At 38.3% G+C, this 23,135-nt stretch carries 23 protein-coding genes; 9 read left to right on the top strand and 14 right to left on the bottom strand.

Features of this window, described 5'->3' with window-relative positions; genetic code table 11:
- Positions 1 to 19 precede the first annotated feature (19 nt).
- The gene (gene coxB / locus MKZ18_RS07425) at positions 20 to 1,075 is read right to left on the bottom strand and encodes a cytochrome c oxidase subunit II (protein ID WP_076513286.1); all 1,056 of its coding nucleotides are present in this window, start codon (positions 1,073 to 1,075) and stop codon (positions 20 to 22) included.
- A gap of 691 nt (positions 1,076 to 1,766) precedes the next feature.
- Between coxB and MKZ18_RS07420 the strand changes: the two genes are divergently transcribed.
- Positions 1,767 to 2,672, top strand: coding sequence for a COX15/CtaA family protein (locus tag MKZ18_RS07420; protein ID WP_025907324.1), 906 nt, complete (start codon positions 1,767 to 1,769; stop codon positions 2,670 to 2,672).
- A gap of 33 nt (positions 2,673 to 2,705) precedes the next feature.
- Here MKZ18_RS07420 and pyc read toward each other — a convergent pair whose 3' ends face one another.
- The 3 genes from pyc to MKZ18_RS07405 form a co-directional block, all read right to left on the bottom strand.
- Positions 2,706 to 6,155, bottom strand: a complete 3,450-nt coding sequence (gene pyc / locus MKZ18_RS07415) for a pyruvate carboxylase (protein ID WP_374700374.1) — start codon at positions 6,153 to 6,155, stop codon at positions 2,706 to 2,708.
- Between the two features lie 135 nt (positions 6,156 to 6,290).
- On the bottom strand, positions 6,291 to 7,481 hold the full coding sequence (locus MKZ18_RS07410) for an FtsW/RodA/SpoVE family cell cycle protein (RefSeq protein ID WP_025909106.1): 1,191 nt from the start codon (positions 7,479 to 7,481) through the stop codon (positions 6,291 to 6,293).
- A gap of 148 nt (positions 7,482 to 7,629) precedes the next feature.
- Positions 7,630 to 7,896: a YlaN family protein gene (locus tag MKZ18_RS07405; RefSeq protein WP_373688708.1), complete on the bottom strand. Its 267-nt coding sequence runs from the start codon at positions 7,894 to 7,896 to the stop codon at positions 7,630 to 7,632.
- A gap of 274 nt (positions 7,897 to 8,170) precedes the next feature.
- Here MKZ18_RS07405 and MKZ18_RS07400 point away from each other — a divergent pair, with 274 nt between their 5' ends.
- Positions 8,171 to 8,668 carry a peptidyl-prolyl cis-trans isomerase gene (locus tag MKZ18_RS07400; RefSeq protein WP_340842619.1) on the top strand — a complete coding sequence of 166 codons (498 nt, stop codon included), beginning with the start codon at positions 8,171 to 8,173 and terminating at the stop codon, positions 8,666 to 8,668.
- Positions 8,669 to 8,715: 47 nt separating this feature from the next.
- Here the strand turns inward: MKZ18_RS07400 and MKZ18_RS07395 are convergent, their stop codons facing one another.
- Positions 8,716 to 10,044: a PhoH family protein gene (locus MKZ18_RS07395; RefSeq protein WP_025909109.1), complete on the bottom strand. Its 1,329-nt coding sequence runs from the start codon at positions 10,042 to 10,044 to the stop codon at positions 8,716 to 8,718.
- Positions 10,045 to 10,261: 217 nt separating this feature from the next.
- On the opposite strand from MKZ18_RS07395, the gene MKZ18_RS07390 reads away from it, so the two are divergent.
- Entirely contained in the window at positions 10,262 to 10,861 is a 600-nt protein-coding gene (locus MKZ18_RS07390) for a YhcN/YlaJ family sporulation lipoprotein (protein ID WP_340842622.1), read from the top strand.
- A 23-nt stretch (positions 10,862 to 10,884) separates the two neighbouring features.
- On the opposite strand, the gene MKZ18_RS07385 is transcribed toward MKZ18_RS07390, so the two are convergent.
- Entirely contained in the window at positions 10,885 to 11,340 is a 456-nt protein-coding gene (locus tag MKZ18_RS07385; RefSeq protein ID WP_061785703.1) for a pyridoxamine 5'-phosphate oxidase family protein, read from the bottom strand.
- A 184-nt stretch (positions 11,341 to 11,524) separates the two neighbouring features.
- On the opposite strand from MKZ18_RS07385, the gene MKZ18_RS07380 reads away from it, so the two are divergent.
- Together MKZ18_RS07380 and MKZ18_RS07375 are read left to right on the top strand one after the other, a co-directional pair.
- Positions 11,525 to 11,725 (top strand): YlaI family protein, encoded by a 201-nt coding sequence (locus tag MKZ18_RS07380; RefSeq protein WP_025909112.1) that lies wholly within the window; start codon positions 11,525 to 11,527, stop codon positions 11,723 to 11,725.
- 2 nt (positions 11,726 to 11,727) lie between these two features.
- Positions 11,728 to 12,042: a hypothetical protein gene (locus MKZ18_RS07375; RefSeq protein ID WP_240046384.1), complete on the top strand. Its 315-nt coding sequence runs from the start codon at positions 11,728 to 11,730 to the stop codon at positions 12,040 to 12,042.
- A gap of 135 nt (positions 12,043 to 12,177) precedes the next feature.
- Here the strand turns inward: MKZ18_RS07375 and MKZ18_RS07370 are convergent, their stop codons facing one another.
- Both MKZ18_RS07370 and typA read right to left on the bottom strand, forming a co-directional pair.
- Complete coding sequence (locus MKZ18_RS07370; protein ID WP_025909114.1) at positions 12,178 to 12,495, bottom strand: YlaH-like family protein; 318 nt, start codon at positions 12,493 to 12,495, stop codon at positions 12,178 to 12,180.
- Positions 12,496 to 12,656: 161 nt separating this feature from the next.
- A complete protein-coding gene (gene typA, locus MKZ18_RS07365) occupies positions 12,657 to 14,495 on the bottom strand; it encodes a translational GTPase TypA (protein ID WP_025909115.1) in 1,839 nt (612 codons plus the stop codon).
- 113 nt (positions 14,496 to 14,608) lie between these two features.
- On the opposite strand from typA, the gene MKZ18_RS07360 reads away from it, so the two are divergent.
- The gene (locus MKZ18_RS07360) at positions 14,609 to 14,794 is read left to right on the top strand and encodes a YlaF family protein (protein ID WP_025909116.1); all 186 of its coding nucleotides are present in this window, start codon (positions 14,609 to 14,611) and stop codon (positions 14,792 to 14,794) included.
- Positions 14,795 to 15,148: 354 nt separating this feature from the next.
- On the opposite strand, the gene MKZ18_RS07355 is transcribed toward MKZ18_RS07360, so the two are convergent.
- On the bottom strand, positions 15,149 to 15,952 hold the full coding sequence (locus tag MKZ18_RS07355) for an inositol monophosphatase family protein (protein WP_025909117.1): 804 nt from the start codon (positions 15,950 to 15,952) through the stop codon (positions 15,149 to 15,151).
- Between the two features lie 161 nt (positions 15,953 to 16,113).
- Positions 16,114 to 16,299 carry a hypothetical protein gene (locus tag MKZ18_RS07350; protein WP_025909118.1) on the bottom strand — a complete coding sequence of 62 codons (186 nt, stop codon included), beginning with the start codon at positions 16,297 to 16,299 and terminating at the stop codon, positions 16,114 to 16,116.
- 262 nt (positions 16,300 to 16,561) lie between these two features.
- Here MKZ18_RS07350 and MKZ18_RS07345 point away from each other — a divergent pair, with 262 nt between their 5' ends.
- Positions 16,562 to 17,194, top strand: a complete 633-nt coding sequence (locus MKZ18_RS07345; protein WP_340842625.1) for a YktB family protein — start codon at positions 16,562 to 16,564, stop codon at positions 17,192 to 17,194.
- Positions 17,195 to 17,313: 119 nt separating this feature from the next.
- On the opposite strand, the gene MKZ18_RS07340 is transcribed toward MKZ18_RS07345, so the two are convergent.
- Positions 17,314 to 17,589, bottom strand: coding sequence for a UPF0223 family protein (locus MKZ18_RS07340; RefSeq protein ID WP_341344524.1), 276 nt, complete (start codon positions 17,587 to 17,589; stop codon positions 17,314 to 17,316).
- A 388-nt stretch (positions 17,590 to 17,977) separates the two neighbouring features.
- On the opposite strand from MKZ18_RS07340, the gene MKZ18_RS07335 reads away from it, so the two are divergent.
- Positions 17,978 to 19,453 carry an aminotransferase class I/II-fold pyridoxal phosphate-dependent enzyme gene (locus MKZ18_RS07335; protein WP_025909121.1) on the top strand — a complete coding sequence of 492 codons (1,476 nt, stop codon included), beginning with the start codon at positions 17,978 to 17,980 and terminating at the stop codon, positions 19,451 to 19,453.
- A 38-nt stretch (positions 19,454 to 19,491) separates the two neighbouring features.
- On the opposite strand, the gene MKZ18_RS07330 is transcribed toward MKZ18_RS07335, so the two are convergent.
- Together MKZ18_RS07330 and MKZ18_RS07325 are read right to left on the bottom strand one after the other, a co-directional pair.
- Positions 19,492 to 19,617: a GapA-binding peptide SR1P gene (locus MKZ18_RS07330; RefSeq protein WP_076513032.1), complete on the bottom strand. Its 126-nt coding sequence runs from the start codon at positions 19,615 to 19,617 to the stop codon at positions 19,492 to 19,494.
- Between the two features lie 382 nt (positions 19,618 to 19,999).
- Complete coding sequence (locus tag MKZ18_RS07325; RefSeq protein WP_061784970.1) at positions 20,000 to 21,016, bottom strand: M23 family metallopeptidase; 1,017 nt, start codon at positions 21,014 to 21,016, stop codon at positions 20,000 to 20,002.
- Between the two features lie 170 nt (positions 21,017 to 21,186).
- On the opposite strand from MKZ18_RS07325, the gene MKZ18_RS07320 reads away from it, so the two are divergent.
- Positions 21,187 to 22,710 carry a glycine betaine uptake BCCT transporter gene (locus tag MKZ18_RS07320; RefSeq protein WP_061784971.1) on the top strand — a complete coding sequence of 508 codons (1,524 nt, stop codon included), beginning with the start codon at positions 21,187 to 21,189 and terminating at the stop codon, positions 22,708 to 22,710.
- A 79-nt stretch (positions 22,711 to 22,789) separates the two neighbouring features.
- On the opposite strand, the gene MKZ18_RS07315 is transcribed toward MKZ18_RS07320, so the two are convergent.
- Positions 22,790 to 23,032, bottom strand: a complete 243-nt coding sequence (locus MKZ18_RS07315; protein WP_025909124.1) for a hypothetical protein — start codon at positions 23,030 to 23,032, stop codon at positions 22,790 to 22,792.
- Positions 23,033 to 23,135 lie beyond the last annotated feature (103 nt).

Genomic DNA, 23,135 nt, shown 5'->3' with positions numbered 1-23,135 from the left:
TTTGAAAGCTAATTACCGTTTATTTTTCTTTCAGCTCTAATAAATACTCGGTTAGCTGATCGACTTGTTCATCTGTTAAGTCAGGATATGTATTACTCATTTTGTTTCCTGGCTTAATTTCTTCAGGGTTTTTGAGCCATTGTTTTAAATTTTCTTCATTATGTTCTAAAACACCTGCAATACGCTCACGATCTGCAAATCCAGCTAGATTTGGAGCCTGACGCGCTTGTTCTGGTCGACCATCCTGCGCTTCAACAGCGTGACAGCCAATACAGCTTTCTGTAAAGATTTCCTCTCCCGCTTTTGCTGAAGCTGTCGATACGTCTGGTTTCACATCTTTAATATCGCTAACCCATGTATCAAACTCTTCACTTGGAAGGGCTTTAACTTTGAAATCCATATAGGCGTGAGATGGACCACATAGCTCTGCACACTTCCCATAAAAAAGACCGTTAGCGCTTTCAGCCTTTTCTGAATCAAACACAAGCCAAAACTTGTTCTCATTCTCTGTATTCGTATCTACTTTTCCGCCCACTGAAGGAATCCAAAAGGAGTGTTTGACATCTGAGGCTTTCACGTTAAAATACACTTTTGTATCTGTTGGTACAACAAGATCTTGGGATGTAATGATTTTTTGGTTTGGGTATTCAAACTCCCACCAATACAAGTTAGCTCTTACATTGACGACAATTGCGTCTTCCTTTTCCATTCCTTTCACATCAGCTAATTTAAACGTATCAGCTACTGTGGGAACTGCTAGGATGACAAGTAGAATAATAGGAATAACAGTCCAAAGAATTTCTAACTTGTGGTTTCCTTCTACTTGTTTTGGAATCACATCTTCCTCACCTTTGCGGCGTTTAAAACGCACAACTACATACACAAAGATGATTGTAACAACAATAATTACAAGAACCATAATTGCTGTACTAAGCAGCATAAGTGAATACTGCTTTTCTGCCACTTCACCTGCAGGACGAAGCGTTGATAAAAAAGGCTCTCCGCAGCCAGCTAATAGCACGGCTACCAGACTAAACAACGATAAAACACGAAAGTTTAATCGCCATTTTCTCATAGCTTTTTCAACCTCTCTTTCATGGACGTGATTTTCTTATTCATAACAGAAGCTGCTATGAATAAACTTTCTTCCTTCTATGATAAATTCTAGATTAGAAGAAATCCCCTGTATTTAAATTTTTATGTAGGACTACGGTGTCTAGGAGCTCGTTACGCAAAATAGATGACTTCTTAGCGGCCTCTTTAGGTAAGCATATGTTGTTGAAGCAGTGGTATGAAGAATCCGTTTACAGTTTTGACATCACAAAAATCATCTATTCACAAATATTTCACATTTGTTTTAGATTTCTGAAATCTTACAGCCTGATGCATGAACATGTAAAGATGTAAATTACTATATTTCTCCTGTTTATTAAAGCATATTTTGGAAAGTTTATGTGAAATTTTTTTGAAATAAATATGGATTTTTTTTGTCACCTTGTACAAAACCCTATCTTATACTTGATTATTGTATACTATTATAAGTAGAATAAGGTGTTGTATCTTGTCGAATGAGTTTAATAACTTATCTTTCTAGCAATACAACCTTACACTTTCTACCATTATAACAAATGAATACATGCTTATGGGATTTTATTCGAACTTTTTCAACGAAACCTTAAACTAGTAAGTCATGTACTTCCATTCGTCTTCCTGTCTAAAGGAAACGTTTAGCGGACTAATTATCATACTTTAGGAAGGTGAATACATTGAAACGTGGATTAAAAGGGCTTTCTGTTATTGTAACGTTAGCAATGCTCCTGATTTTACTTGGGGGAGCACTTGTAACCAAAACTGGATCAGGAGATGGCTGTGGCGACTCTTGGCCTCTATGTAACGGTGAATTGATTCCCAGCAACATAACATTTGAACTCGTCATTGAACTTAGTCACAGACTTGTATCAGGTGCTTCAGGCATCTTAGTACTTTTACTCTGTGTGTGGGCTTGGATTGCACTAGGACATATTCGTGAAGTAAGACCACTTGCTTTTATCTCGTTTTTCTTCTTAGTGCTACAAGCGTTAATCGGTGCTGCTGCGGTTATGTGGGGACAATCAGATGCCGTACTTGCACTACATTTTGGAATTTCACTTATTTCATTTGCATCTGTTCTCCTATTAACTCTCATCATTTTTGAGGTAGATAAGAAGTTTGATGCTGATAGCGTCGTCATTGGTTCAACGATGAAAAAACATATTTATGGATCTATTCTTTATACGTACGTTGTCGTCTATACAGGAGCGCTAGTACGCCATAAAGAAGCAAGCTTAGCTTGTCCCGATATTCCGTTCTGTTCCAATGCAGCTGGCTGGTTACCAGGTGATATTAACCAATGGATTCAAATGGGACACCGAACTGCTGCAACCTTAATTTTCGTTTGGATTTTAATTGCGTTTATTCACGCGTTTAAGCACTACCGTGACCAGAAGAATATTTATTATAGTTGGCTAATTGCTTTAGTGTTAGTAACAATGCAGGCCATTTCAGGTATGTTAGTTGTTGTTACTCGCCTAAACTTAGGACTAGCTTTAGCCCACGCACTAATTATTTCTCTATTATTTGGGGTCTTAAGCTACTTGACACTTCTTGCTACTCGCAGTAAAAGAACAAAATAAAAAGTACGAGCAGAATGTCTGCTCGTACTTTTTTTAGCTTTCGAATTCAACAAGTAAGTCTCCAGGTTGAATAGCGTCTCCGCTTCCTACATGAATATTTTTCACAACACCATCAAATGGTGCCTGCACCGTTGTTTCCATTTTCATTGCTTCTGTAATCATGAGATGATCACCTTTGGATACTTTATCGCCTTTTTCAACGATAACGCGAATGACCGTTCCAGGCATAGACGCTCCAATTTGATTTGGATTTGTTAGATCTGCCTTCATCTTTGATACAACCGTCGTCTTCACGCTTTCGTCTTTAATGACTACTTCACGAGGCTGACCATTTAGTTCAAAGTAAATTGTACGATTACCGTCAGCTTGTGCTTCTCCAATTGATACAAGGCGAACGATTAACGTTTTCCCTTTTTCAATCTCAATTTCAGCTTCTTCTCCAAGACGCATTCCATATAAGAAAGTAGCCGTATCAAGTACCGAAATGTCACCATATTGCTCAACCGCTTTGTGATAATCCATAAATACTTTTGGATATAAAGCATATGCCAAGGCATCAAAGCTTGTAACTTGACGTCCTAACTCGTGGAATAGCTTTTCCTTAAGAGCATTAAAATCAACATCTTCTAACAGCTCACCCGGACGCACCGTAATTGGCTTTTTACCTTTTAAAATAATTCGTTGAAGCTTTTCAGGGAATCCACCGTGTGGTTGACCTAAATAGCCCTCAAATAGTTCAATAACTGAATCAGGGAAGTCTAATGATTCACCACGTTCAAATAGCGTTTCTTCCGTTAAATTGTTTTGAACCATAAACAGCGCCATGTCCCCTACCACTTTGGAAGAAGGCGTTACTTTGACAATGTCACCAAATAACTCATTCACACGTGAATACATGTCTTTTACTTCATCCCAGCGGTTTCCAAGACCAACTGCTTTCGCCTGCTGTTGAAGGTTGCTATATTGACCACCCGGCATTTCATGAACATAAACTTCCGTATGCGGAGCATTCATGCCACTTTCAAAGTCTTGGTAGTACTTGCGTACATCTTCCCAATAGTAAGATAGCTGTTCAAGGTTTTGAATGTCCAGCTTCGGCTTACGCTCGGTCCCTTCTAAAGCATAATATAATGAATTGGCGCTTGGTTGCGACGTTAAGCCTGCCATTGCGCTTACTGCTACGTCCACAATATCAACGCCTGCTTCAATTGCTTTGGCATATGTTAGAATGCCGTTTCCGCTTGTATCATGCGTATGAAGATGAATTGGAATATCCACCGTTTCTTTTAATGCAGACACTAAGTCATAAGCAGCTTGAGGCTTTAATAATCCTGCCATATCCTTGATTCCTAAAATATGTGCCCCGGATTGCTCTAATTCTTTCGCAAGGTTTTTGTAGTACGTTAAGTCATATTTGCGGCGAGATGGATCTAAAATATCTCCCGTATAGCACATTGCTGCTTCGGCAATCTTACCTGTTTGTCGTACGGAATCAATGGCTAACGTCATACCCTCAACCCAGTTTAAGCTATCAAAAATTCGGAACACGTCAATTCCAGCATATGCTGATTTCTCAACAAATTCTTTAATTACGTTATCCGGATAGTTTTTATACCCTACGGCGTTTGATGCACGAAGAAGCATTTGGAATAAGACATTTGGCGCCTCTTGGCGTAGCGTTAACAAACGATCCCAAGGATCTTCTTTCAAAAAGCGATACGCTACATCAAACGTCGCTCCTCCCCACATTTCAAGAGAAAACAAATCCGGTAATAGTCTTGCTGTTGGATTAGCAATTTGTTTTAAATCGTTCGTACGTACACGCGTTGCTAGTAAAGACTGATGCCCATCTCGGAATGTTGTGTCTGTTAAAAGAACTTCTTTACGCTCTTTTACCCAGTTAACAAGCCCTTCAGCACCCTGTTCATCTAAAATTTGCTTCGTTCCATTTGGCACTGGCGTTGATAAATCTAGCTGAGGAACGCGAGGTTTTGTGAAAATTGGTTTTTTCTTTTCAGCTACCCCAGGGAAACCATTAACCGTTACGTTTCCAATGTATGTTAGCATTTTAGTACCACGGTCTTTACGCTTAGGAAATACAAATAGCTCTGGCGTAGTATCGATAAAGGACGTATCATACGCTCCCGTTAAGAACTTTTCATGCTTTACCACGTTCTCAAGGAACGGAATGTTTGTTTTAATACCACGAATTCGAAATTCTTTTAAGTTACGAACCATTTTGGACGCCGCTTGATCAAACGTTAAGGCCCACGTTGTTACTTTTACAAGAAGAGAATCATAGTAAGGCGTGATGACTGCTCCTTGGAAGCTGTTGCCCGTGTCAAGACGCACGCCAAAGCCACCGCCTGAACGGTACGCCATAATCTTACCCGTATCTGGCATAAAGTTGTTTAGTGGATCTTCTGTTGTTACACGAGATTGAATAGCATAACCATGCGTGATAATCTCTTCTTGCTTCGGTATTGCAACAACATTACTATGAAGGTCATAGCCATCCGCAATTAGAATTTGAGATTGAACGATATCAACACCTGTAATCATTTCTGTAATTGTGTGCTCCACCTGTACGCGAGGGTTTACTTCAATAAAGTAAAACTCTTTACCTGATACTAAGAACTCTACAGTACCCGCATTTATGTAGTTTACATTATCCATCAGCTGTACCGCAGCATCACAAATTTGATCACGCAGCTCTTCGCTTAGCGACAAGCTTGGTGCAACTTCTACTACCTTTTGATGACGACGCTGTACTGAACAATCACGCTCATACAAATGAACAACATTTCCACTGTGATCCCCTAAAATTTGAACTTCAATATGCTTTGGGTTTTCAACAAGCTTTTCGACATATACCTCGTCGCTTCCAAAGGCTGCTTTTGCTTCAGACTTAGCACGTTCATACGATTCCGCTAGGCTTGCTTCATTGCGAACGACGCGCATGCCACGACCGCCTCCACCTAACGCCGCTTTAATCATGAGGGGGTACCCGTGCTGTGCAGCAAATTCTTTTGCTTCATCTAATGAATCAATTGGTCCATCCGTTCCTGGAATGACAGGGATATTAGCTTGAATTGCTTGATGACGAGCTTTTACTTTATCTCCAAACATATCTAAATGCTTAGACTTTGGCCCAATAAAAATAATGCCCTCTTCTTCACAACGTTTCGCAAATTGGATATTTTCTGACAAAAAACCATAGCCAGGGTGTATTGCGTCAACATCATGTAGCTTTGCCGTTTTAATAATATCTTCGATGTCTAAATATGCATCGATTGGTTTTTTGCCCACACCAACCAAATACGCTTCATCTGCTTTGTATCGATGATAGGAACCTGCATCTTCTTTTGAATAAATTGCCACCGTTCGAATATTTAGCTCCGTACAAGCTCGAAATACTCGAATTGCGATTTCTCCACGATTTGCAACTAGTACTTTTTTTATTTTTTTAGTTACCAGACTCACATCGAATTCTCCCTTCAATCTTTATATAAACTTCAATATATAGCAAAATTGGATAAAAGAAAAGCAAAAATGAACGGAAAGTTATAAATTAACCGTTCATTTTTGCTTTTTTGAGATGATATATATACCCGAATGTTAAGATAAGTCAGGATTAGCATTATTCGGATAAGAAACAACGTTATTCGCTTTTTTGCTACTTTTTTCTTGATAGTTCACAAAGAACGAAATATTAACAACAATCCCCATGGCAATCATTAAACTTAGCAGTGATGATCCACCGTAACTAATAAACGGAAGCGTTACGCCGGTAATCGGAATAAGACCGGTTAAGCCACCCAGATTAATAAACGCTTGAATTCCAAGCATGGTCGCTACACCTATGCAAATAAGGCTAGCAAAAGGGTCCTTTGAGCGTTTGGCAAGTGTCAGAATGCGATAGATTAAAAAGCCTAGTAAACCTAAAACGAGAAATACGCCAAAGAATCCAAGTTCTTCTGCAATAACCGCCATAATAAAGTCGGTATGTGACTCTGGAAGATAGCCATACTTCTGCACGCTTTCACCAAGTCCAAGCCCTTTTAACCCTCCAGAACCGATAGCTAAGTAAGAGTTTACAAGCTGATATCCTTCACCTTGTGCGTATTTAAAAGGATCCGATGCTCCTGTAAAACGTCCGATACGATTTTCAGTCACTTGCCCTGTTAATACACCAATCGTTCCCATAATGGTCAGCATGACAAGCCCTAATAAAATAAGCTTAAAAAATGTTTTTCGAGATATTCCCGAACATAGCATGATTGCAACTGCTATCATTAAAATAATGAGGCCTGTCCCAAGGTCTGGTTGAATCGCTACGAATATAAAGATACCCATTGTTAACCCAATTGGCCCAATAAAAGCACGCTTAATATCATTTATGTATTCTTGACGTTTTCCTAACACAAGCGCTAAATATAAAATAACCGTTAACTTTGCAAACTCAGCGGGCTGCAAGCTTGCTCCAGCTAACTTTAGCCAACTTTGAGCGCCTCCTGCCGTATGCCCCATTAAAAACACAAGCCCTAAAAGACCAAATGTACCAAGTACAGCTATAGGTAACAGCTTTTGATATAGCTTGTACGGGAATAAAATGGTTGCTAAAAATACGAATCCAGCAATGATAAGCCAACCTTTTTGTTTGCCATAGAAAAAATCGCTATCCTGCCCATACCGCGTAATACTCGTAATCATGCTGGAGCTATATACCATTACAAGGCCAATTGTACAAAGCAACGCAATGGTAATAATGATAGAATAATCATAGTGCTTAAAGATTTTTTTTAGCATAAACCTCTTCCTTTAAACGTTAATAAGTGATGCCTTTACTCATTTTACTATACATTATATACTTTCGCTTTTCTCACGTAAGAATGTAAACGAGCTGTAACAAAAAACTCAAACTATCCATCTAATAGTTTGAGTTTCACCGTGTGTGTTATTTTTTTGTAAATGCTTCATGCAGTGCAGAAAGTTCACGCTCAAGTCGATCTAGCAATGTTTTTCCGACATGCTCATCAATTAAATTTAAACGAACTGCAAAATCAATTTCTCTTGATAAACCAAACATTTGTGTATCTAAAACCTCTTCGTAAAGAGGACATTGTGGCATTGTTAAGTTATCCATTTGAACTTGAATTAATTGCAAAATCTTATCTGCATCAGCTTTTAACAATGCATAAGCTTTTTCACGATGATCTATCATTGTCTCAGGCGTCAAACTCAATCCCTCCGTTTCCGAGCGATTACCTAATCTATCTTTTAATAGTAAGGTTTTACTCGTAAAAAAGCAAGAACTAACATGCATGTCATCAGACCTACGAATTCTCTTACAAATTACGTGTACTATTCATCGCAACTCTCGCTTTATTAATATAGATTTATTATAGCACATTCTATTTTAGTACTTCTACCAAAATCCTGAGTATGGATGACAAATTACAAGAAAGCGCTTATACTTTTACCAAGGAGGCGTTTTTATGAATTCAATTATTTCGCTACATGGGAAAGTGCGTTACCCCCTCACGTTAGATCCTGGAGTTTGGATTTTTGATGATCGAAAAGTAGACTTAACTACTTTTTTTGATACTGAGGTCGAAAACGTAGATGAAAATGAACAATATACGAAGGCTGTTTCAAAACATTGGGATCGAGAAATCCAAGAAGGTGCCGTATTCCCACCAACTTTAAAAACAGAAAAGAAATACGAAAAACAAAAGCTATTGAACGGTACGTTCGGTATCTCCTTTGCTCCTTTTTTAAAGAACGCTCAGCCTCTAGAAGAGGCAACCGCAGTTACGCTTGTAACAGCTAATGAATCCGTTAGCTACTCATTAGAAGAGGCTAAAACGCTTATTTTTGGCTTTAGTAAAAACGGAAAACCTTTAACTGAAGATGGACCTGTACACGTTTATGAACGCGATGGCTCTAACCGTGACAAGCCGCTTACGTACTTAAAAGAAATTATTATTACATAATGAACGAGCGCGCAGAAAGGAAAAGCTGCGCGCTCATTTTTTTCCACTTATAAAATATCAGCAGCTAGCTGTGCGAGACCTGAACGCTCTCCTTTAACAAGCCTTACATGACCTGATATTTTCTGTTCTTTAAATTTTTCAACTACATATGTTAACCCATTATTGTATTCATCAAGATATGGATGATCTATTTGAGCAGGGTCACCCATTAACACAATTTTACTCTTTTCACCAACGCGCGTTAAAATGGTTTTAACCTCATGCTTTGTTAAGTTTTGTGCTTCGTCAATGATGATAAATTGTTCTGGTATACTTCTTCCTCTAATATACGTAAGGGCTTCTACCTCAATTGAACTAAGGCCTGCTAGGATAGCATCCAGTTCCCCAGGCTTTTTTGTGTTAAATAAATATTCTAAATTATCATAAATTGGCTGCATCCATGGTCGAAGCTTTTCTTGCTTTTCACCCGGTAAAAACCCTAAGTCTTTTCCTACCGGTACAATTGGCCGTGCAACCAACAACTTCTTAAAGCAGCCCAAGTCTTCCGTTTGCATTAAACCCGATGCTAAAGCTAATAAGGTTTTACCCGTTCCAGCTTTTCCGATGAGCGTGACAAGCTGGACATCGTCTCGTAAGAGCAGTTCGAGCGCCATAATTTGTTGAACATTTCGCGGCTTAATTCCCCAAATATGGTCATATTCAAAGAGAAGCTTTTTTACTTTTGTAGCGGTCTGATCGACGATTCCAATAGCAGAACCTGAACCTCCAAATGCATCTTTCATAACGAGAAATTGATTTGGGAAAAATGGATGATTTGCGATCTGAGAAGTGAGAATTTCACCGTTTTCATAAAAATGATTTAACACTTCTCTTGGGATATATACTTCCACAAATCCCGTATATATACTGTTAAATTCGACAACACGATCGCTTAAAAAATCCTCTGCTTTCAAACCGATAGCATCAGCCTTCACGCGTACCAATACATCTTTACTAACAAGAATGACTTCACGGCCGTCTTCCTTGGTTTCCTCTTCGAGCGACAAATTTTTTGCGACCGCTAAAATACGATTATCATTCGTTTTCTCTACAAAAATCTCTTGTAATTGATGAAACGAACGGTGATTGAGCTCGATCCGTAAATGTCCACCATTTTCCAAAGGGATTTTCTCATGTAATTTACCGTGTTGACGCAAGTTATCAATGAGCTTTGATACTTGTCTCGCATTCCTTCCAACCTCATCCATATTTCTCTTTTTCGAATCTACTTCTTCTAATACTACAGCTGGTATTACAACTTCATTATCATCAAATGAAAAGATTGAATGCGGATCTTGCAATAACACATTTGTATCTAAAACGTAGATTTTTCCCAACAATTCAGCCTCCTACTCCATTTGGTTTCCAGTTAAGGAGTGTAACAAGGAATCCATTCACTTTTATCTTATGTAAACCGCACGCGTGAAGTTCGAGTAAATGGACGGACCATTTGCTTTAAATATATGAACATATGCATAAAGATAGAAGAACTATTGAAAACTAAACACAAATTGCTACAAAAAATGAGCCATTACCAAAGGAGGTATCTCCCCAATGAAAAAAGGATTACTTATTGCTAGCTTAGCTTGTTTTACAATAGCAGGTTGTAACAATAATCAATCCCAGATTGAAGAAGGACAAAAAACAGACCGCATCGTTCAGGTGAAAAACTCAACGCCTGAAACTGAAACAAAACGCTCTGCTGGGCAAATTTCTCAGCATCTTGTAAGCTTAGCAACAAGCGCTCCAAACGTAAATGATGCTACTGCTATTGTGTTAGGAAAATATGCAATCGTTGGTATTGATGTAAATAACGAAATTGATCGCTCCGAAGTAAGTTCGATTAAGTATACGGTAGCAGAAAGTCTAAAAGCAGACCCATACGGAGCAAATTCCGTTGTCATTGCTGATCCTGATACCGTAACGCGCTTAAAAGAAATTGCGAGAGAAATCGGACGTGGTCGACCAGTTACAGGCTTTTTAGATGAGCTTGCTGCCATCGTAAACCGCGTCATGCCAGAAGTAGCGGAAGAGATTCGCCGCAACCCAGAACCTACCAAAACAAATGATGAAAAGTTAAACAATGAGCAGCAGCAACAATTACGAGACAAGCAAGAAAAACAATCAAATAATCACCTTCAAAAGAACGAATAAAGAATAGACAAGCTTAGTTCACGCTAAGCTTGTTTTAATGCGCTCATTACCTGTTTATCTAATTTAGAAGCAGCTACTGGATCATATGTTTTTTCATAAGTCGGATTGGTAGAGATTTTAGATCCATAGAACATAACGTCTCTTACTTCTTTTATGCTTACTTCAATCAGCGTCAGCTTAATTGGAACGTTTTCCATTCTCTCTTTGGCAACAATTGCACTGCCTTTAATCGCATAGCAAGATTCATTTGCAATCAAATTCACAACAACATCTTTACACTGCGAAATGTCTTTAACCATTCGGGACTTGCTTGCGACAGCAAAACGGATGATTTGATTGGTTGGAGCATAAATCCATGAAATGGCACTCACATTTGGTCCTTTTGTTTCATAATCAACGGTTGAAACTGTTACAAAACGTTCTGCTTGTAGCTCTTCGTACAGTGCTTCGACTAAACTGGATTCAACTTCATTTGCCATTTATATCCCTCCTCCCGTTTATGTATACTTACTTGTTTTCTAGACAAAGAATCTGTTTACCTGCTTACTTTTCCTTGTTTTCAAAACTTTTACATTGTTTAAATAACGACTAAATACATTTTACAGCTTTATAAACAATGCACTTTGGGCTAGAATGTTGTATAGAGAAAACGAGGTGAGATAGATGAGAGTAAAATGTGTCCTATGTGATAAAATTGAATCAATTGAGGATGAAACGCTTGTAGCAAAAAGACTTCGTAATCGTCCTATACATACATATATGTGCAATGAATGCTCAGAACGTATTGAAGAGCGCACAAAAGAACGAATTGCTACCGGAAACTTTAAGCTATATCAATCCAAGCAGACGGAGGAGGACTGGTAAGCATGATTTATAAAGGAATGGTTGTAGGAGTAATAAGTGGCACTGTGCTAGGTTTGGTCTTAAAATGGCTGGAGCAGCTGATGTCTAAAAAGGTTTATACACTCTTATTAAACGTCGATTTCATTCCCATTATAGGAGACATCAAATGGCCTGAATGGGTGGAGTTTGTGTTTCACCTAGTCATTGCAGTCATTATAGGGATTGTTTTTATGTGGATACAAAATCGATTTCGTCACTTATCGTCAGGTAGCATGCTTGTTATAGCCTTTCTCTTAACTTTACCTACCATTCCTTTATATTTCCTCTTACAGCTTTAGCCATTAAAGCTACCCCGCGTATCGATGACACGGGAGCTTTCTTCTATTGGACGGCGGGACATATTCTTTTTGCCCTGTCTTTATGGATAGGTAGCTTCATTTATAAAAGCCGCTAAGATTTGTCCTTAGCGGCTTTTACATATTTATCGTTGAATCTTCTTTTTTGGATTGATACAGCCTAATCTTATAAATAATTAAAATAAGCGCTGCCACAACTAACCCTTCTGCTACCGGCAAAAAGATACCTAAAAACGTAAGCACAGTACAGCCGAACCCTAGGAACAGATAAATAATAATGGATTTTAAAAGCGGCAATTTTTTCGCAAACCCCAGCTTATATACAACAATTGACAGCAATAAAATTGTAAGATAAAGCATCCACATTCCGACATCCGAGTTTTTATCAACACGATATAGAGCTGCAAAAAAAGACAGACGATCTTCTACGTTCACCCTATGTTTCCTCCTTTATGTAATCCCACTGACTTCTCTCTTATGAAGTAGGCTTCTTTTTACTTATCAACATATACAATATTCGACAATGAGCTTCCTTTTACCTCTATAAAAAACAAAAAAGTTGCTAGAGCATAGCGCTTTAGCAACTTCTTTACTGCTTATTTCATATCAGCATATTTTTTCTTTTTCGCGATTTTTTCACGCTCGTTTTTATCTAGAATCTTTTTACGTAAACGAATCGATTCTGGCGTAATTTCGCAATACTCGTCATCGTTTAAGTATTCAAGAGATTGTTCTAGAGACATGATACGCGGCTTTTTCATACCTGTTGTTTGGTCTTTGTTAGCTGAACGCATGTTTGTCATTTGTTTCATTTTACAAATGTTAACAACAAGATCATTTTCACGCGTATGCTCACCAACGATCATTCCTTCATACACTTCCGTACCAGGCTCTAAGAAGATTGTACCGCGGTCTTCTACACCTTGGATTCCGTAAGTCGATGATTTTCCTGTCTCCATTGATACAAGCACACCTTGACGACGTCCGCCTACTTGACCAGCTTGCATTGGCTGATAGCTATCAAATGAGTGGTTGATGATACCAAAACCACGAGTTAATGATAAGAACTCTGTTGTATATCCAATTAATCCACGAGCCGGCACCATGAAAATAAGGCGAACTTGACCGTTTCCATTGTTGATCATATCAACCATTTCACCTTTACGAGCACCCATAGATTCCATAATAGAACCAGTATGCTCTTCTGGCACGTCTATTTGAACGCGCTCTACAGGCTCACAGCGTACACCGTCAATTTCACGTACGATTACTTCTGGTTTTGACACCTGAATTTCATAGCCTTCACGACGCATATTTTCAATTAAGATAGATAAGTGAAGTTCACCGCGTCCTGATACAACCCATACGTCAGGAGAATCAGTGTTTTCAACACGAAGACTTACGTCTGTTTCAAGTTCAGACATTAAGCGCTCTTCAATTTTACGAGATGTAACAAACTTACCTTCACGTCCTGCAAATGGTGAATTGTTTACTAGGAACGTCATTTGTAATGTTGGCTCATCGATACGTAATACAGGAAGTGCTTCTTGGTGTTCTGACGGACAAACCGTTTCACCCACGTTAATGTCTTCCATTCCTGATACGGCAATTAGGTCTCCTGCTTTTGCTTCTTCGATTTCTACACGCTTTAGCCCTAAGAAACCGAACATCTTCGTTACGCGGAATTGCTTAACTGAACCGTCAAGCTTCATTAAAGCAACTTGCTGTCCTACTTTCATTGTTCCGCGGAACACGCGTCCTACTCCAATACGACCAACGTAATCGTTATAGTCAAGCATTGCTACTTGGAATTGAAGCGGCTCTTCACTGTTGTCAATTGGTGCTGGAATGTGCTCAATAATAGAATCAAATAATGCTTCCATGTTGTCATCTTGCTTCTCAGGATCTACGCTTGCAGTTCCGTTGATTGCTGATGCGTATACAACCGGGAATTCAATTTGCTCTTCTGTTGCACCTAACTCAATAAATAAGTCAATTACTTCATCAACAACTTCAGTTGGACGAGCAAAGTCACGGTCAATTTTGTTTACAACAACGATTGGTGTTAACTTTTGTTCTAAAGCTTTCTTTAATACAAAACGTGTTTGAGGCATACAACCTTCATATGCGTCAACAACAAGTAGAACACCATCTACCATTTTCATAATACGTTCAACTTCTCCACCGAAGTCGGCATGTCCTGGCGTATCCATGATATTGATACGCGTATCTTTATAATTAATAGCTGTATTTTTAGCTAAAATTGTAATTCCACGCTCACGCTCTAGGTCATTTGAGTCCATCGCACGCTCTTCCACGTGCTCGTTTGTACGGAAAGTTCCGGACTGATGTAATAATTTATCTACTAACGTTGTTTTCCCATGGTCTACATGGGCAATAATGGCAATATTACGTAAATCTTTACGAATGTTCACGCATTTCACTCCTATGCTTGTAATAACTAAGCTATTATATCACACTAAATCTAGAATTGCTGAATGATTTTGTTGTACACTATACTTATTGAATAAATTTGGGAGGAATCAACATGAAAAACATTAAGTGGGTATTTGTTTTATATGCAATGCTAGCAACTTTTTCAATTATGGCAATTGGTATATTTATCGGGGAAGGAAGCGCTACCGGTGTTATTGGATCCATCGTTGCCCTCGTTGCAATTATGGGCTTCGGATTCACAACAAAAAAGAAAATGAGAGAAAAAAATCAACTGTAATTTTTTTCTGAAATAGCACAAAAACGAAACGAGGTTGAGACATAAGTGTTTCAGTCAATGATCTATCCGAACCATTGAGAGTTAACGACTCTTTTATAGTTCGGATTTTTTGTTGATTGGGAAACCAATTTTAGAGAATTAGTGGAATGGAGCGTAAGACACGTGACTCCTGCGGGAGATAGAGGAAAGGCTGAGACCCCGCAGCGTAGCGAGGAGGCTCAGATTCCTCCCCGCGGAAAGCGAGTGTCTGTAGCGCAATGGAACGAACCGGTTATTATAACCTAACGACTTTAAAAAAGGCATCATTCGTCCTTTAGAAAGGAACATTTTGTTTTGTCCCAGACTCGTCTTTTTTCAGCCTTTATACTTAGAAAGATACGTAGACAAAATTTCTTCGTGTAAACCTGGCTTGGCAACGAATACGCTGCTTCTGTCTAAAATATCTAAAGGCTTCCCTTCTAAGTCTGTTACGACGCCTCCAAGCTCTTCAATTAAAACTTTCCCTGCTGCAAAGTCCCACGGTGCTAAGCGCATCGTAATATAAGCATCTAACCTTCCTGCTGCAACATATGCAAGCTCAATGGCTGCGGACCCATATGACCTTGTTCCTCTCACACGCGTTACTAGAGGTGAAAGCACCGATGGATCAATTCTTCTATTTTCCGTTACCCACGTTGCGTTTAAGCTGACAATAGACTCTTCAATGCTAACTTGCTTTAAAGGTGGCAGCTGTTGGTCATTAATATATGCTCCCTTCCCTTTTCTAGCATGGTACAGCTCATCATGTACAACATCATATATGAATCCAGCTTGTCCAACTCCATTTTCAAAAATACCTACGGAAATAGCAAAATTTCGCTGTTGATGAACAAAGTTCATTGTTCCATCAATTGGATCAATTACCCAAATAACACCTTCAGATGTTTCAATTTTTTCGCCATACCCTTCTTCACCTAAAATCCGGTGGCCTGGAAATACTTCTTTAATCTTTGAAATAAAGAACTGTTCAATATCTTTATCCATATTGGTTACTAAATCGTTAGGGTTTGATTTTGTTTCAATCACGAGCTCTCTACTAAAAGAAGCTTTAATTCGATCACCTGCTTCTTTAATCCATTGCTTTGCATATGTATCAACCTGATTCCAAAAATCCCTCATTTAGTGTTCCCCCTTTTTTGAAAGTCCTGTATTAAGCTTAAAAAAACGACTGCAAGATGTCAATTCACAGAACAAAGGAGAGAAGTATTTACGCTCCTCTCCATTCCCTTTACTCTTATATTCACCAGTTTTTTCTACTCTCATTCCAGCATCAGCTATCTTTATTGCAAGGAGATCATTTCTTGGCGAAGCTTCTCTAACTTTTGCTTGCACTGATTCTTTTTCTCTTCGTTATTTTCAACCATTGCTTCATACAGCGTAGCTAATTCGTAATCAAGCTCTAATCGAATAACTCCTAGTCTCTTTTGCCCATCATTCTTCTTATACATATTCACCACTTGTTTCATTGATGAAACACCCCTCTCAATAATAATGAATGGTCCTCAAAACGGCTTCAATAAAACTAAATTTTCAGAATTTTTTCGGTTAGAATAGTCTATGTTGAAGCTCAATTTCATGTAACTAAATTGTGTGATTACCTATAAAAAAATGATAGACGTGTTTTTGACAAGCATATGCGAATAAATTGGTGATTATGCCCTTTCTATGGTAAAATCACTACGAAATATGAGATGAATTATCTATTATTGGATATTGGAGGTATTGAATTTGTTTGAAGGATTTTCAGAAGCTGATTTTAACGTATTTACAATAGGTGGTTTAGATGAACGAATGGAAGCAATAAAAACACAAATTCGTCCTAAATTCGAAGAGTTAAGCACGCACTTTGCTCCTACACTTTCCTCATTAGTGGGCGATGAAATCTTTGTCCATGTAGCAAAACATGCGCGTAGAACGGTAAATCCACCAAAAGATACATGGGTAGCATTTGCTACTAACAAGCGTGGCTATAAGATGTTACCTCACTTCCAAATTGGTCTTTGGGGCACTCACGTTTTCGTTTGGTTTGCGGTTATTTATGAAGCACCGATTAAATCAGCGTACGGCAAAATACTAGCCGACCAGATAGACCACATTAAAGAGCAAATTCCTCAATCATTCGTTTGGTCAAAAGACCATACAAAACCTGCTGTCGAAAAAATGAGTTCCTTATCTACCACAGAACTTAAGGGATTATTTGAACGATTAGAACATGTTAAAAAAGCAGAGATTTTATGCGGAATTAATGTATCAAAAGAAGAAGCAGTTAAGATGACTGGCCAACAATGGATTGATTTAATTGATGATACATTTAAGACATTAGCTCCTTTATATGAACTTAGTAAAAAAGCGCACGCGTAAAAAGAGATGCTAAGAAATAAATATTTCAGCCACTAATATATCCGGACTATCAAAAGTTAACTACTTTTGATAGTCCGGATATTTTTTGTTGGTTCGGAAAACATGTTAAAGAATTTTCTTTACTTTTTCATGCGAATAATGTCACCAGATTGGCCAGCTTTTGCTTGTTGAATTGTTCGATAGGATGAATACCCACTTTGATCTTCAAAGTCATTGCAAATTGTTTTTTCTTCTGCTTTGCTTGGAACAATTTCTTTAAAACGACGATAGATACCCATTAGCTGTTCGCGCTCAATTCCTTTTTCATAAGCTTTTCCAATGCTTTCAAAAAATTTAACCACATCAATGATTTCTTCTGTACTCCAATCAAGGGAGATAGGATATTGATATTCCATCTAACTCCTCCGCTCACTTTTTATGTATTTGTCCTAAGACTTTCAAGTAATACTTTATCATATGAATTCAGCTTCACAAAACTTTATCGCTACGCGTAAGTTTAGATTGATTTCTTATAATGCGAATATGTTTAAAAAATCCCTTTGCAAACATATTAATAAGTGCTATAATTCATTTGTTTTATTGAATACATAACGAAGAAACTGTATGAAATTACATTTCTTCTTATTGTTTTTATTTTTATAAAACAGTTTACATGTCATGCACATTTAATCAGTGGAGAATGAATCTTCACTGATTCTTAGTTATAGCAATATAGCGCACGGGAGACCTTCGTACAAAAGCTGGCTCCGCTCATTATTTTTATTAAAGAGGTGTTTAGCAAAGTTGACTTCTCAATTCTCAACTCCATTATTCACAGGGTTAGTGGAACATGCAAAAAAAAATCCCATTCAGTTTCATATTCCTGGTCATAAAAAAGGAAATGGCATGGACCCTGAATTTAAAGATTTTATTGGCGACAACGCACTTTCAATTGATTTGATTAACATTGGACCACTTGATGATTTACATCAGCCAAAAGGTATTATTAAAGAAGCTCAGGACTTAGCTGCTGAAGCGTTCGGAGCAGATCATACTTTCTTTTCTGTCCAAGGAACAAGCGGGGCTATTATGGCAATGGTCATGACAACTTGTGGGCCTGGAGATAAAATCATCGTTCCTAGAAACGTTCATAAATCCGTTATGAGCGCCGTTGTCTTTTCTGGAGCTACGCCTGTTTTCATTCATCCTGAAATCGATGAAAACCTCGGTATTTCTCATGGAATTACGACTGATGCAGTTGAAAAAGCGCTAGCTCAGCATCCTGATGCAAAAGCGGTACTCGTTATTAATCCTACCTACTTTGGAATTTCAGGTGACTTACGTAAAATTGTTGAAGTTGCTCACTCTTATAGGGTACCTGTTTTGGTTGATGAGGCTCATGGTGTTCATATTCATTTTCACGATGAATTACCGCTATCAGCTATGCAAGCAGGCGCAGACATGGCCGCTACAAGTGTTCATAAGCTTGGGGGATCAATGACTCAAAGCTCTATTTTAAACGTTCGCGAAGGGCTTGTATCGCCACAGCGTGTTCAAGCAATCCTAAGTATGTTAACAACAACATCTACATCATATGTGCTACTAGCTTCTTTGGACGTAGCTCGTAAGCGATTAGCCACAGAAGGCGAAAAATTAGCTAATCAAGCTATTGCACTGGCTGAATATGCTCGTACAGAGCTTAACAAGATTGAGCATATTCACTGTATTGGTCGAGAGATTTTAGGGACAAAAGCAACGTACGACCTAGATCCTACAAAGCTTATTATTTCCGTATCAGACCTTGGTATTACAGGATATGACGTAGAGAAGTGGCTGCGCGAGACGTACAATATTGAAGTGGAAATGTCTGATTTATATAATGTTTTATGTATTGTAACACCAGGAGATAGTAAGGAAGACATCGATTGCTTACTTACCGCTTTACAGCAGCTGTCAAGAGAAGTTCATCACTTAGCTGAAAAAGCAACAAAACCAGCTATTTTACTACCTGATATTCCAGTCTTAGCAGTTACTCCTCGCGATGCTTTTTATGCTGAAACCGAAGTTGTGCCATTTCATGAATCAGCTGGCCGAATTATCGCTGAGTTTGTAATGGTATACCCACCGGGAATTCCAATCTTTATTCCTGGAGAAATTATTACGGAAGAGAATCTGAGTTATATTCAAACAAACCTAGAAGCTGGTCTACCCGTTCAAGGACCGGAAGATTTTGAGTTAAAAACATTACGTGTAATTAAAGAACATAAAGCAATTCAATAACAAAAAGGTGCGCTATAATGCGCACCTTTTTCTATTTATTAGTCTAAATCTTCATGGACTGCTTGACATTCTCCCTCTTTACATTTTGAATATAGCCGCGTCACTTTCTCATCTTCAAAATGTTCAATTGTGCAGTTGCAAGTTTGACATACAATAGTTCCCATGTGTAACTCCCCTTTGGTTTCAAAGATTTTTGAAAGCGTTTTATTCTTCTTGATATTATAATAGTATGTAACATTTATTCTGTCAATACTAAATTAGTATGTCACATTTAATTTTTCGACCGCCTTTTTTCGACATTCAAACGTAAAAAAAGAGTTTGGGATATAACAAAATGATTGCTTCTAAAAGACGAACACTAGCTGTTCTCATCTCTTTAGTTTATCTGAACACATTCGTTCCATTGCGCTACGCTCCATTCCACCCTGTTTCCAAACTGGTTTTTCCCAATCAAAAAAAGCCTGAACGATTAAAAGTTGTGAACTCTCAATTGTTCAGGTATAGTAGGGGCTGAACTACTTATGTCTCAATCTCTTATAGGATGAGCTATTCGTTATTATTCAGTTGGCTAATTAATACATCTTTAACGTCTTCTTGTGATAACCCTTTCCAAAACAGGGTACCGTTAATCAACAAGTCTACATGCAAATGTAATTCTGTATTATCTTTTTGCACCTCTCCGCTTGTACCAGAATTTCCAACGTAGCCGATTAGCGTATCTTTTGTAATAGTATCACCCACGTTTAACTCTTCATCGACTTGATCTAGATGAGCAAATCGTGCCTGCATGCCATTGTCATACTGAATCCATACTTGTCTACCACGTAGCTTATCCAGGATATAAGCAGGAGTCTTTTGAACCTCTTTACAATATGCTAAATCTTTGTTTCGTTGCTCCACGGATTCATACGGCTTATAATTATGATCCACTCGTACCACTTTGCCTTTTCCCATTCCATACACTTCAGTTTCTTTATTGACAACTACGCCCGCTGAGTATGTATACCAGTCTAACCCTTCATGGAAACCATGGCGATATGTACGATCAGCTCCTGGCAAATGAGATGGAAACGTATCAGCTTTAGCGTTTTCTAGTGGTGGTGTTAACCCACTCATATACTGCATCACTTCTTCTCTTGTAAACTGCTTAGTACTAACTGCTTGAGCTGCTTCTTCGCTTGATTGAGATGACTTTAAAATAGCATACGCTGCTTTAAGTTTAACGTAGCTAGGTTCTTGTTTTTCTAAGAACGATGCTGATATAAACGCTCGATTGTTTTGAATGAAAAAATCTTGTTCAGCGAGTGGAAAAAGTTCATTATTAATTTGGACGACGGGAACATTTTCAATAAACATATAAACGTTATCCGCGACAACAAGCTGAAGCTGACGGTCGACCGGGCTGTATGTAGAATCATAAGCCGCCGATTGAATCGTCATATCTAAATAGGCCTTTCCTTCCCTGTATACATATCCTGCTTTTTCTTCCGTGCTTAACTTCATAAATAAAAAAGCGGTACATGCCATTAAAACAACTACCGTAAGCCACACTCTTTTTTTCATACGGACTCCCCTTTCTATTATTACGTCATTTTGTCCTCTTTGACATTGTCTTAAACGAAAGATGAATCGTACTGCACGAGGAAAGTGTAAAAATGGTTTCATGTATAGTAAAAAAGGTTAAAAGAGAAACTGTACATAAGAGGTTTTTTCACGAAAGGAGTGCGAGCTAATTGAAAAAGCTGACGCCAGTGTTTCTGTTTTCTGTGATTATTGCGGCTTTGTTTATTATTTGGGGAGTCATTCCAGAAAGCACGCTAGGAAATGCCGCTTTAACGCCTGTTACCAGTGCTATTCATCAATTTATTATTGAAAAATTCGGTTGGTATTACCTATTAGCTGCTACCCTATTTTTAGGCTTTACACTATTTTTAATTTTTTCACGGTATGGAAATATCAAATTAGGTAAGACAGAGGATGAACCTCAATATAGTTATATATCCTGGTTTGCCATGCTGTTTAGTGCAGGGATGGGGATCGGTTTAGTATTCTGGGGCGCTTCTGAACCTATTAACCATTTTCATACCCCACCTTCTGGAGATGGAAATACAGCAGAAGCCGCTCGAGCAGCAATGCGATATTCTTTTTTTCATTGGGGATTACATCCTTGGGCTATTTATTCAGTGCTTGCTTTGGCACTTGCGTACTTTCAATTTCGTAAGGGATATCCTTTTGTAATTAGCAATATTTTACGTCCTCTTTTAGGTAAGCGCGTAGACGGAGGGTTAGGTACTCTTATTAACGTTATCTCCGTGTTTGCAACTGTGTTTGGCGTAGCCACATCACTTGGGTTAGGAGCCATTCAGATTACAGGTGGAATGGCTTACTTATCTCCAGCCATTGATAACAACTTTACTACACAGCTAATCGTCATTATTATTGTTACGGTACTATTTATGTTATCCGCTCAAACGGGTCTTAATAAAGGAATTAAATATTTAAGTAACATTAATATCCTATTAGCTATTCTTTTAATGCTTTTCTTACTATTTGCGGGTCCTACAAACTTTATAATGGACTTATTCGTCACAACAATCGGGTCTTACATTCAGTATTTACCATCTATGAGCTTCCGATTAAGTCCGTTTGATAACAACACGTGGGTTCAGGACTGGACGATTTTCTACTGGGCTTGGTGGATTGCTTGGGCTCCATTTGTTGGAACTTTTATAGCTCGCATTTCTCGCGGACGTACGATTCGAGAGTTTTTAATTGGTGTGTTAGCCGTCCCAACAATATTTGGTGGCCTATGGTTTTCTGTATTCGGTGGATCAGCCATTCATTTAGACTTCTTTAAAAACATACCAGTTATGGATGTCATTAACGAGCGAGGCTCAGAAGTAGCTCTGTTTTATGTATTAGAACAATTTCCATTAGGAACGGTTATGTCAATTATCGCTATTTGCTTGATTGCTACCTTCTTTATTACATCAGCCGACTCTGCAACATTTGTTCTCGGCATGCAAACGACGAATGGTGACTTAAACCCGTCAAATTCTGTGAAGTTTATTTGGGGTATGATTCAAACTTTAACTGCGGTTATCCTGCTTTGGACTGGTGGATTAGATGCGCTTCAGACAGCCGCCATTATTGCAGCATTGCCATTTTCAATCGTACTGGTACTCACGGTCTTCTCACTCATCAAATCGTTTAGAGAAGAATTAAAAAAAGCAGATGTACATCCTAAAAAAATTTAAGAAAAGAAGCATTCCCGTTTTCGGAATGCTTCTTTTACTATGTTATAATTTCACATTAAACGAAATAATCCTTTTATTATCATCTAATAAATAAAAAAATGACGGTGTAGCCTAGAAAAAAAACAAAGAGCGAGCTACATGTCACAAAGAACGCTTTTTTCTTCGAGTGTACATTCATTTTAGCAATTCCATATGCTAAATAGGCAAATACAAAGAAAAGAATAATTTTTGCTGTTAATTCATCACGTTTTGATAAAAGCTCAACTGTCGCATAGCCGCTCCAAATCATAAGCTGCAAGCTGTACAAAAAAGGTTTAACCATCGCTCATTCCTCACTTTTATAACGGCACTTACATCACTTATATGCAGCTTGACCACGTTTTACAACAAAAAAGCTCATGCCGGAGGCATGAGCTTTTTCATCT

Origin of the sequence: Priestia sp. FSL W8-0001 (assembly GCF_038050335.1) — a bacterium.
GTDB classification, from domain to species: domain Bacteria; phylum Bacillota; class Bacilli; order Bacillales; family Bacillaceae_H; genus Priestia; species Priestia flexa.
This window is presented reverse-complemented; position numbering and strand designations above follow the sequence as displayed.

Coding starts and splice junctions, on each gene's coding strand:
- coxB (WP_076513286.1), bottom strand. CDS start 1,075: ATGAGAAAATGGCGATTAAACTTTCGTGTTTTATCGTTGTTTAGTCTG.
- MKZ18_RS07410 (WP_025909106.1), bottom strand. CDS start 7,481: ATGCTAAAAAAAATCTTTAAGCACTATGATTATTCTATCATTATTACC.
- MKZ18_RS07405 (WP_373688708.1), bottom strand. CDS start 7,896: ATGATAGATCATCGTGAAAAAGCTTATGCATTGTTAAAAGCTGATGCA.
- MKZ18_RS07400 (WP_340842619.1), top strand. CDS start 8,171: ATGAATTCAATTATTTCGCTACATGGGAAAGTGCGTTACCCCCTCACG.
- MKZ18_RS07390 (WP_340842622.1), top strand. CDS start 10,262: ATGAAAAAAGGATTACTTATTGCTAGCTTAGCTTGTTTTACAATAGCA.
- MKZ18_RS07385 (WP_061785703.1), bottom strand. CDS start 11,340: ATGGCAAATGAAGTTGAATCCAGTTTAGTCGAAGCACTGTACGAAGAG.
- MKZ18_RS07380 (WP_025909112.1), top strand. CDS start 11,525: ATGAGAGTAAAATGTGTCCTATGTGATAAAATTGAATCAATTGAGGAT.
- MKZ18_RS07375 (WP_240046384.1), top strand. CDS start 11,728: ATGATTTATAAAGGAATGGTTGTAGGAGTAATAAGTGGCACTGTGCTA.
- MKZ18_RS07360 (WP_025909116.1), top strand. CDS start 14,609: ATGAAAAACATTAAGTGGGTATTTGTTTTATATGCAATGCTAGCAACT.
- MKZ18_RS07355 (WP_025909117.1), bottom strand. CDS start 15,952: ATGAGGGATTTTTGGAATCAGGTTGATACATATGCAAAGCAATGGATT.
- MKZ18_RS07350 (WP_025909118.1), bottom strand. CDS start 16,299: ATGAAACAAGTGGTGAATATGTATAAGAAGAATGATGGGCAAAAGAGA.
- MKZ18_RS07340 (WP_341344524.1), bottom strand. CDS start 17,589: ATGGAATATCAATATCCTATCTCCCTTGATTGGAGTACAGAAGAAATC.
- MKZ18_RS07330 (WP_076513032.1), bottom strand. CDS start 19,617: ATGGGAACTATTGTATGTCAAACTTGCAACTGCACAATTGAACATTTT.
- MKZ18_RS07325 (WP_061784970.1), bottom strand. CDS start 21,016: ATGAAAAAAAGAGTGTGGCTTACGGTAGTTGTTTTAATGGCATGTACC.
- MKZ18_RS07315 (WP_025909124.1), bottom strand. CDS start 23,032: ATGGTTAAACCTTTTTTGTACAGCTTGCAGCTTATGATTTGGAGCGGC.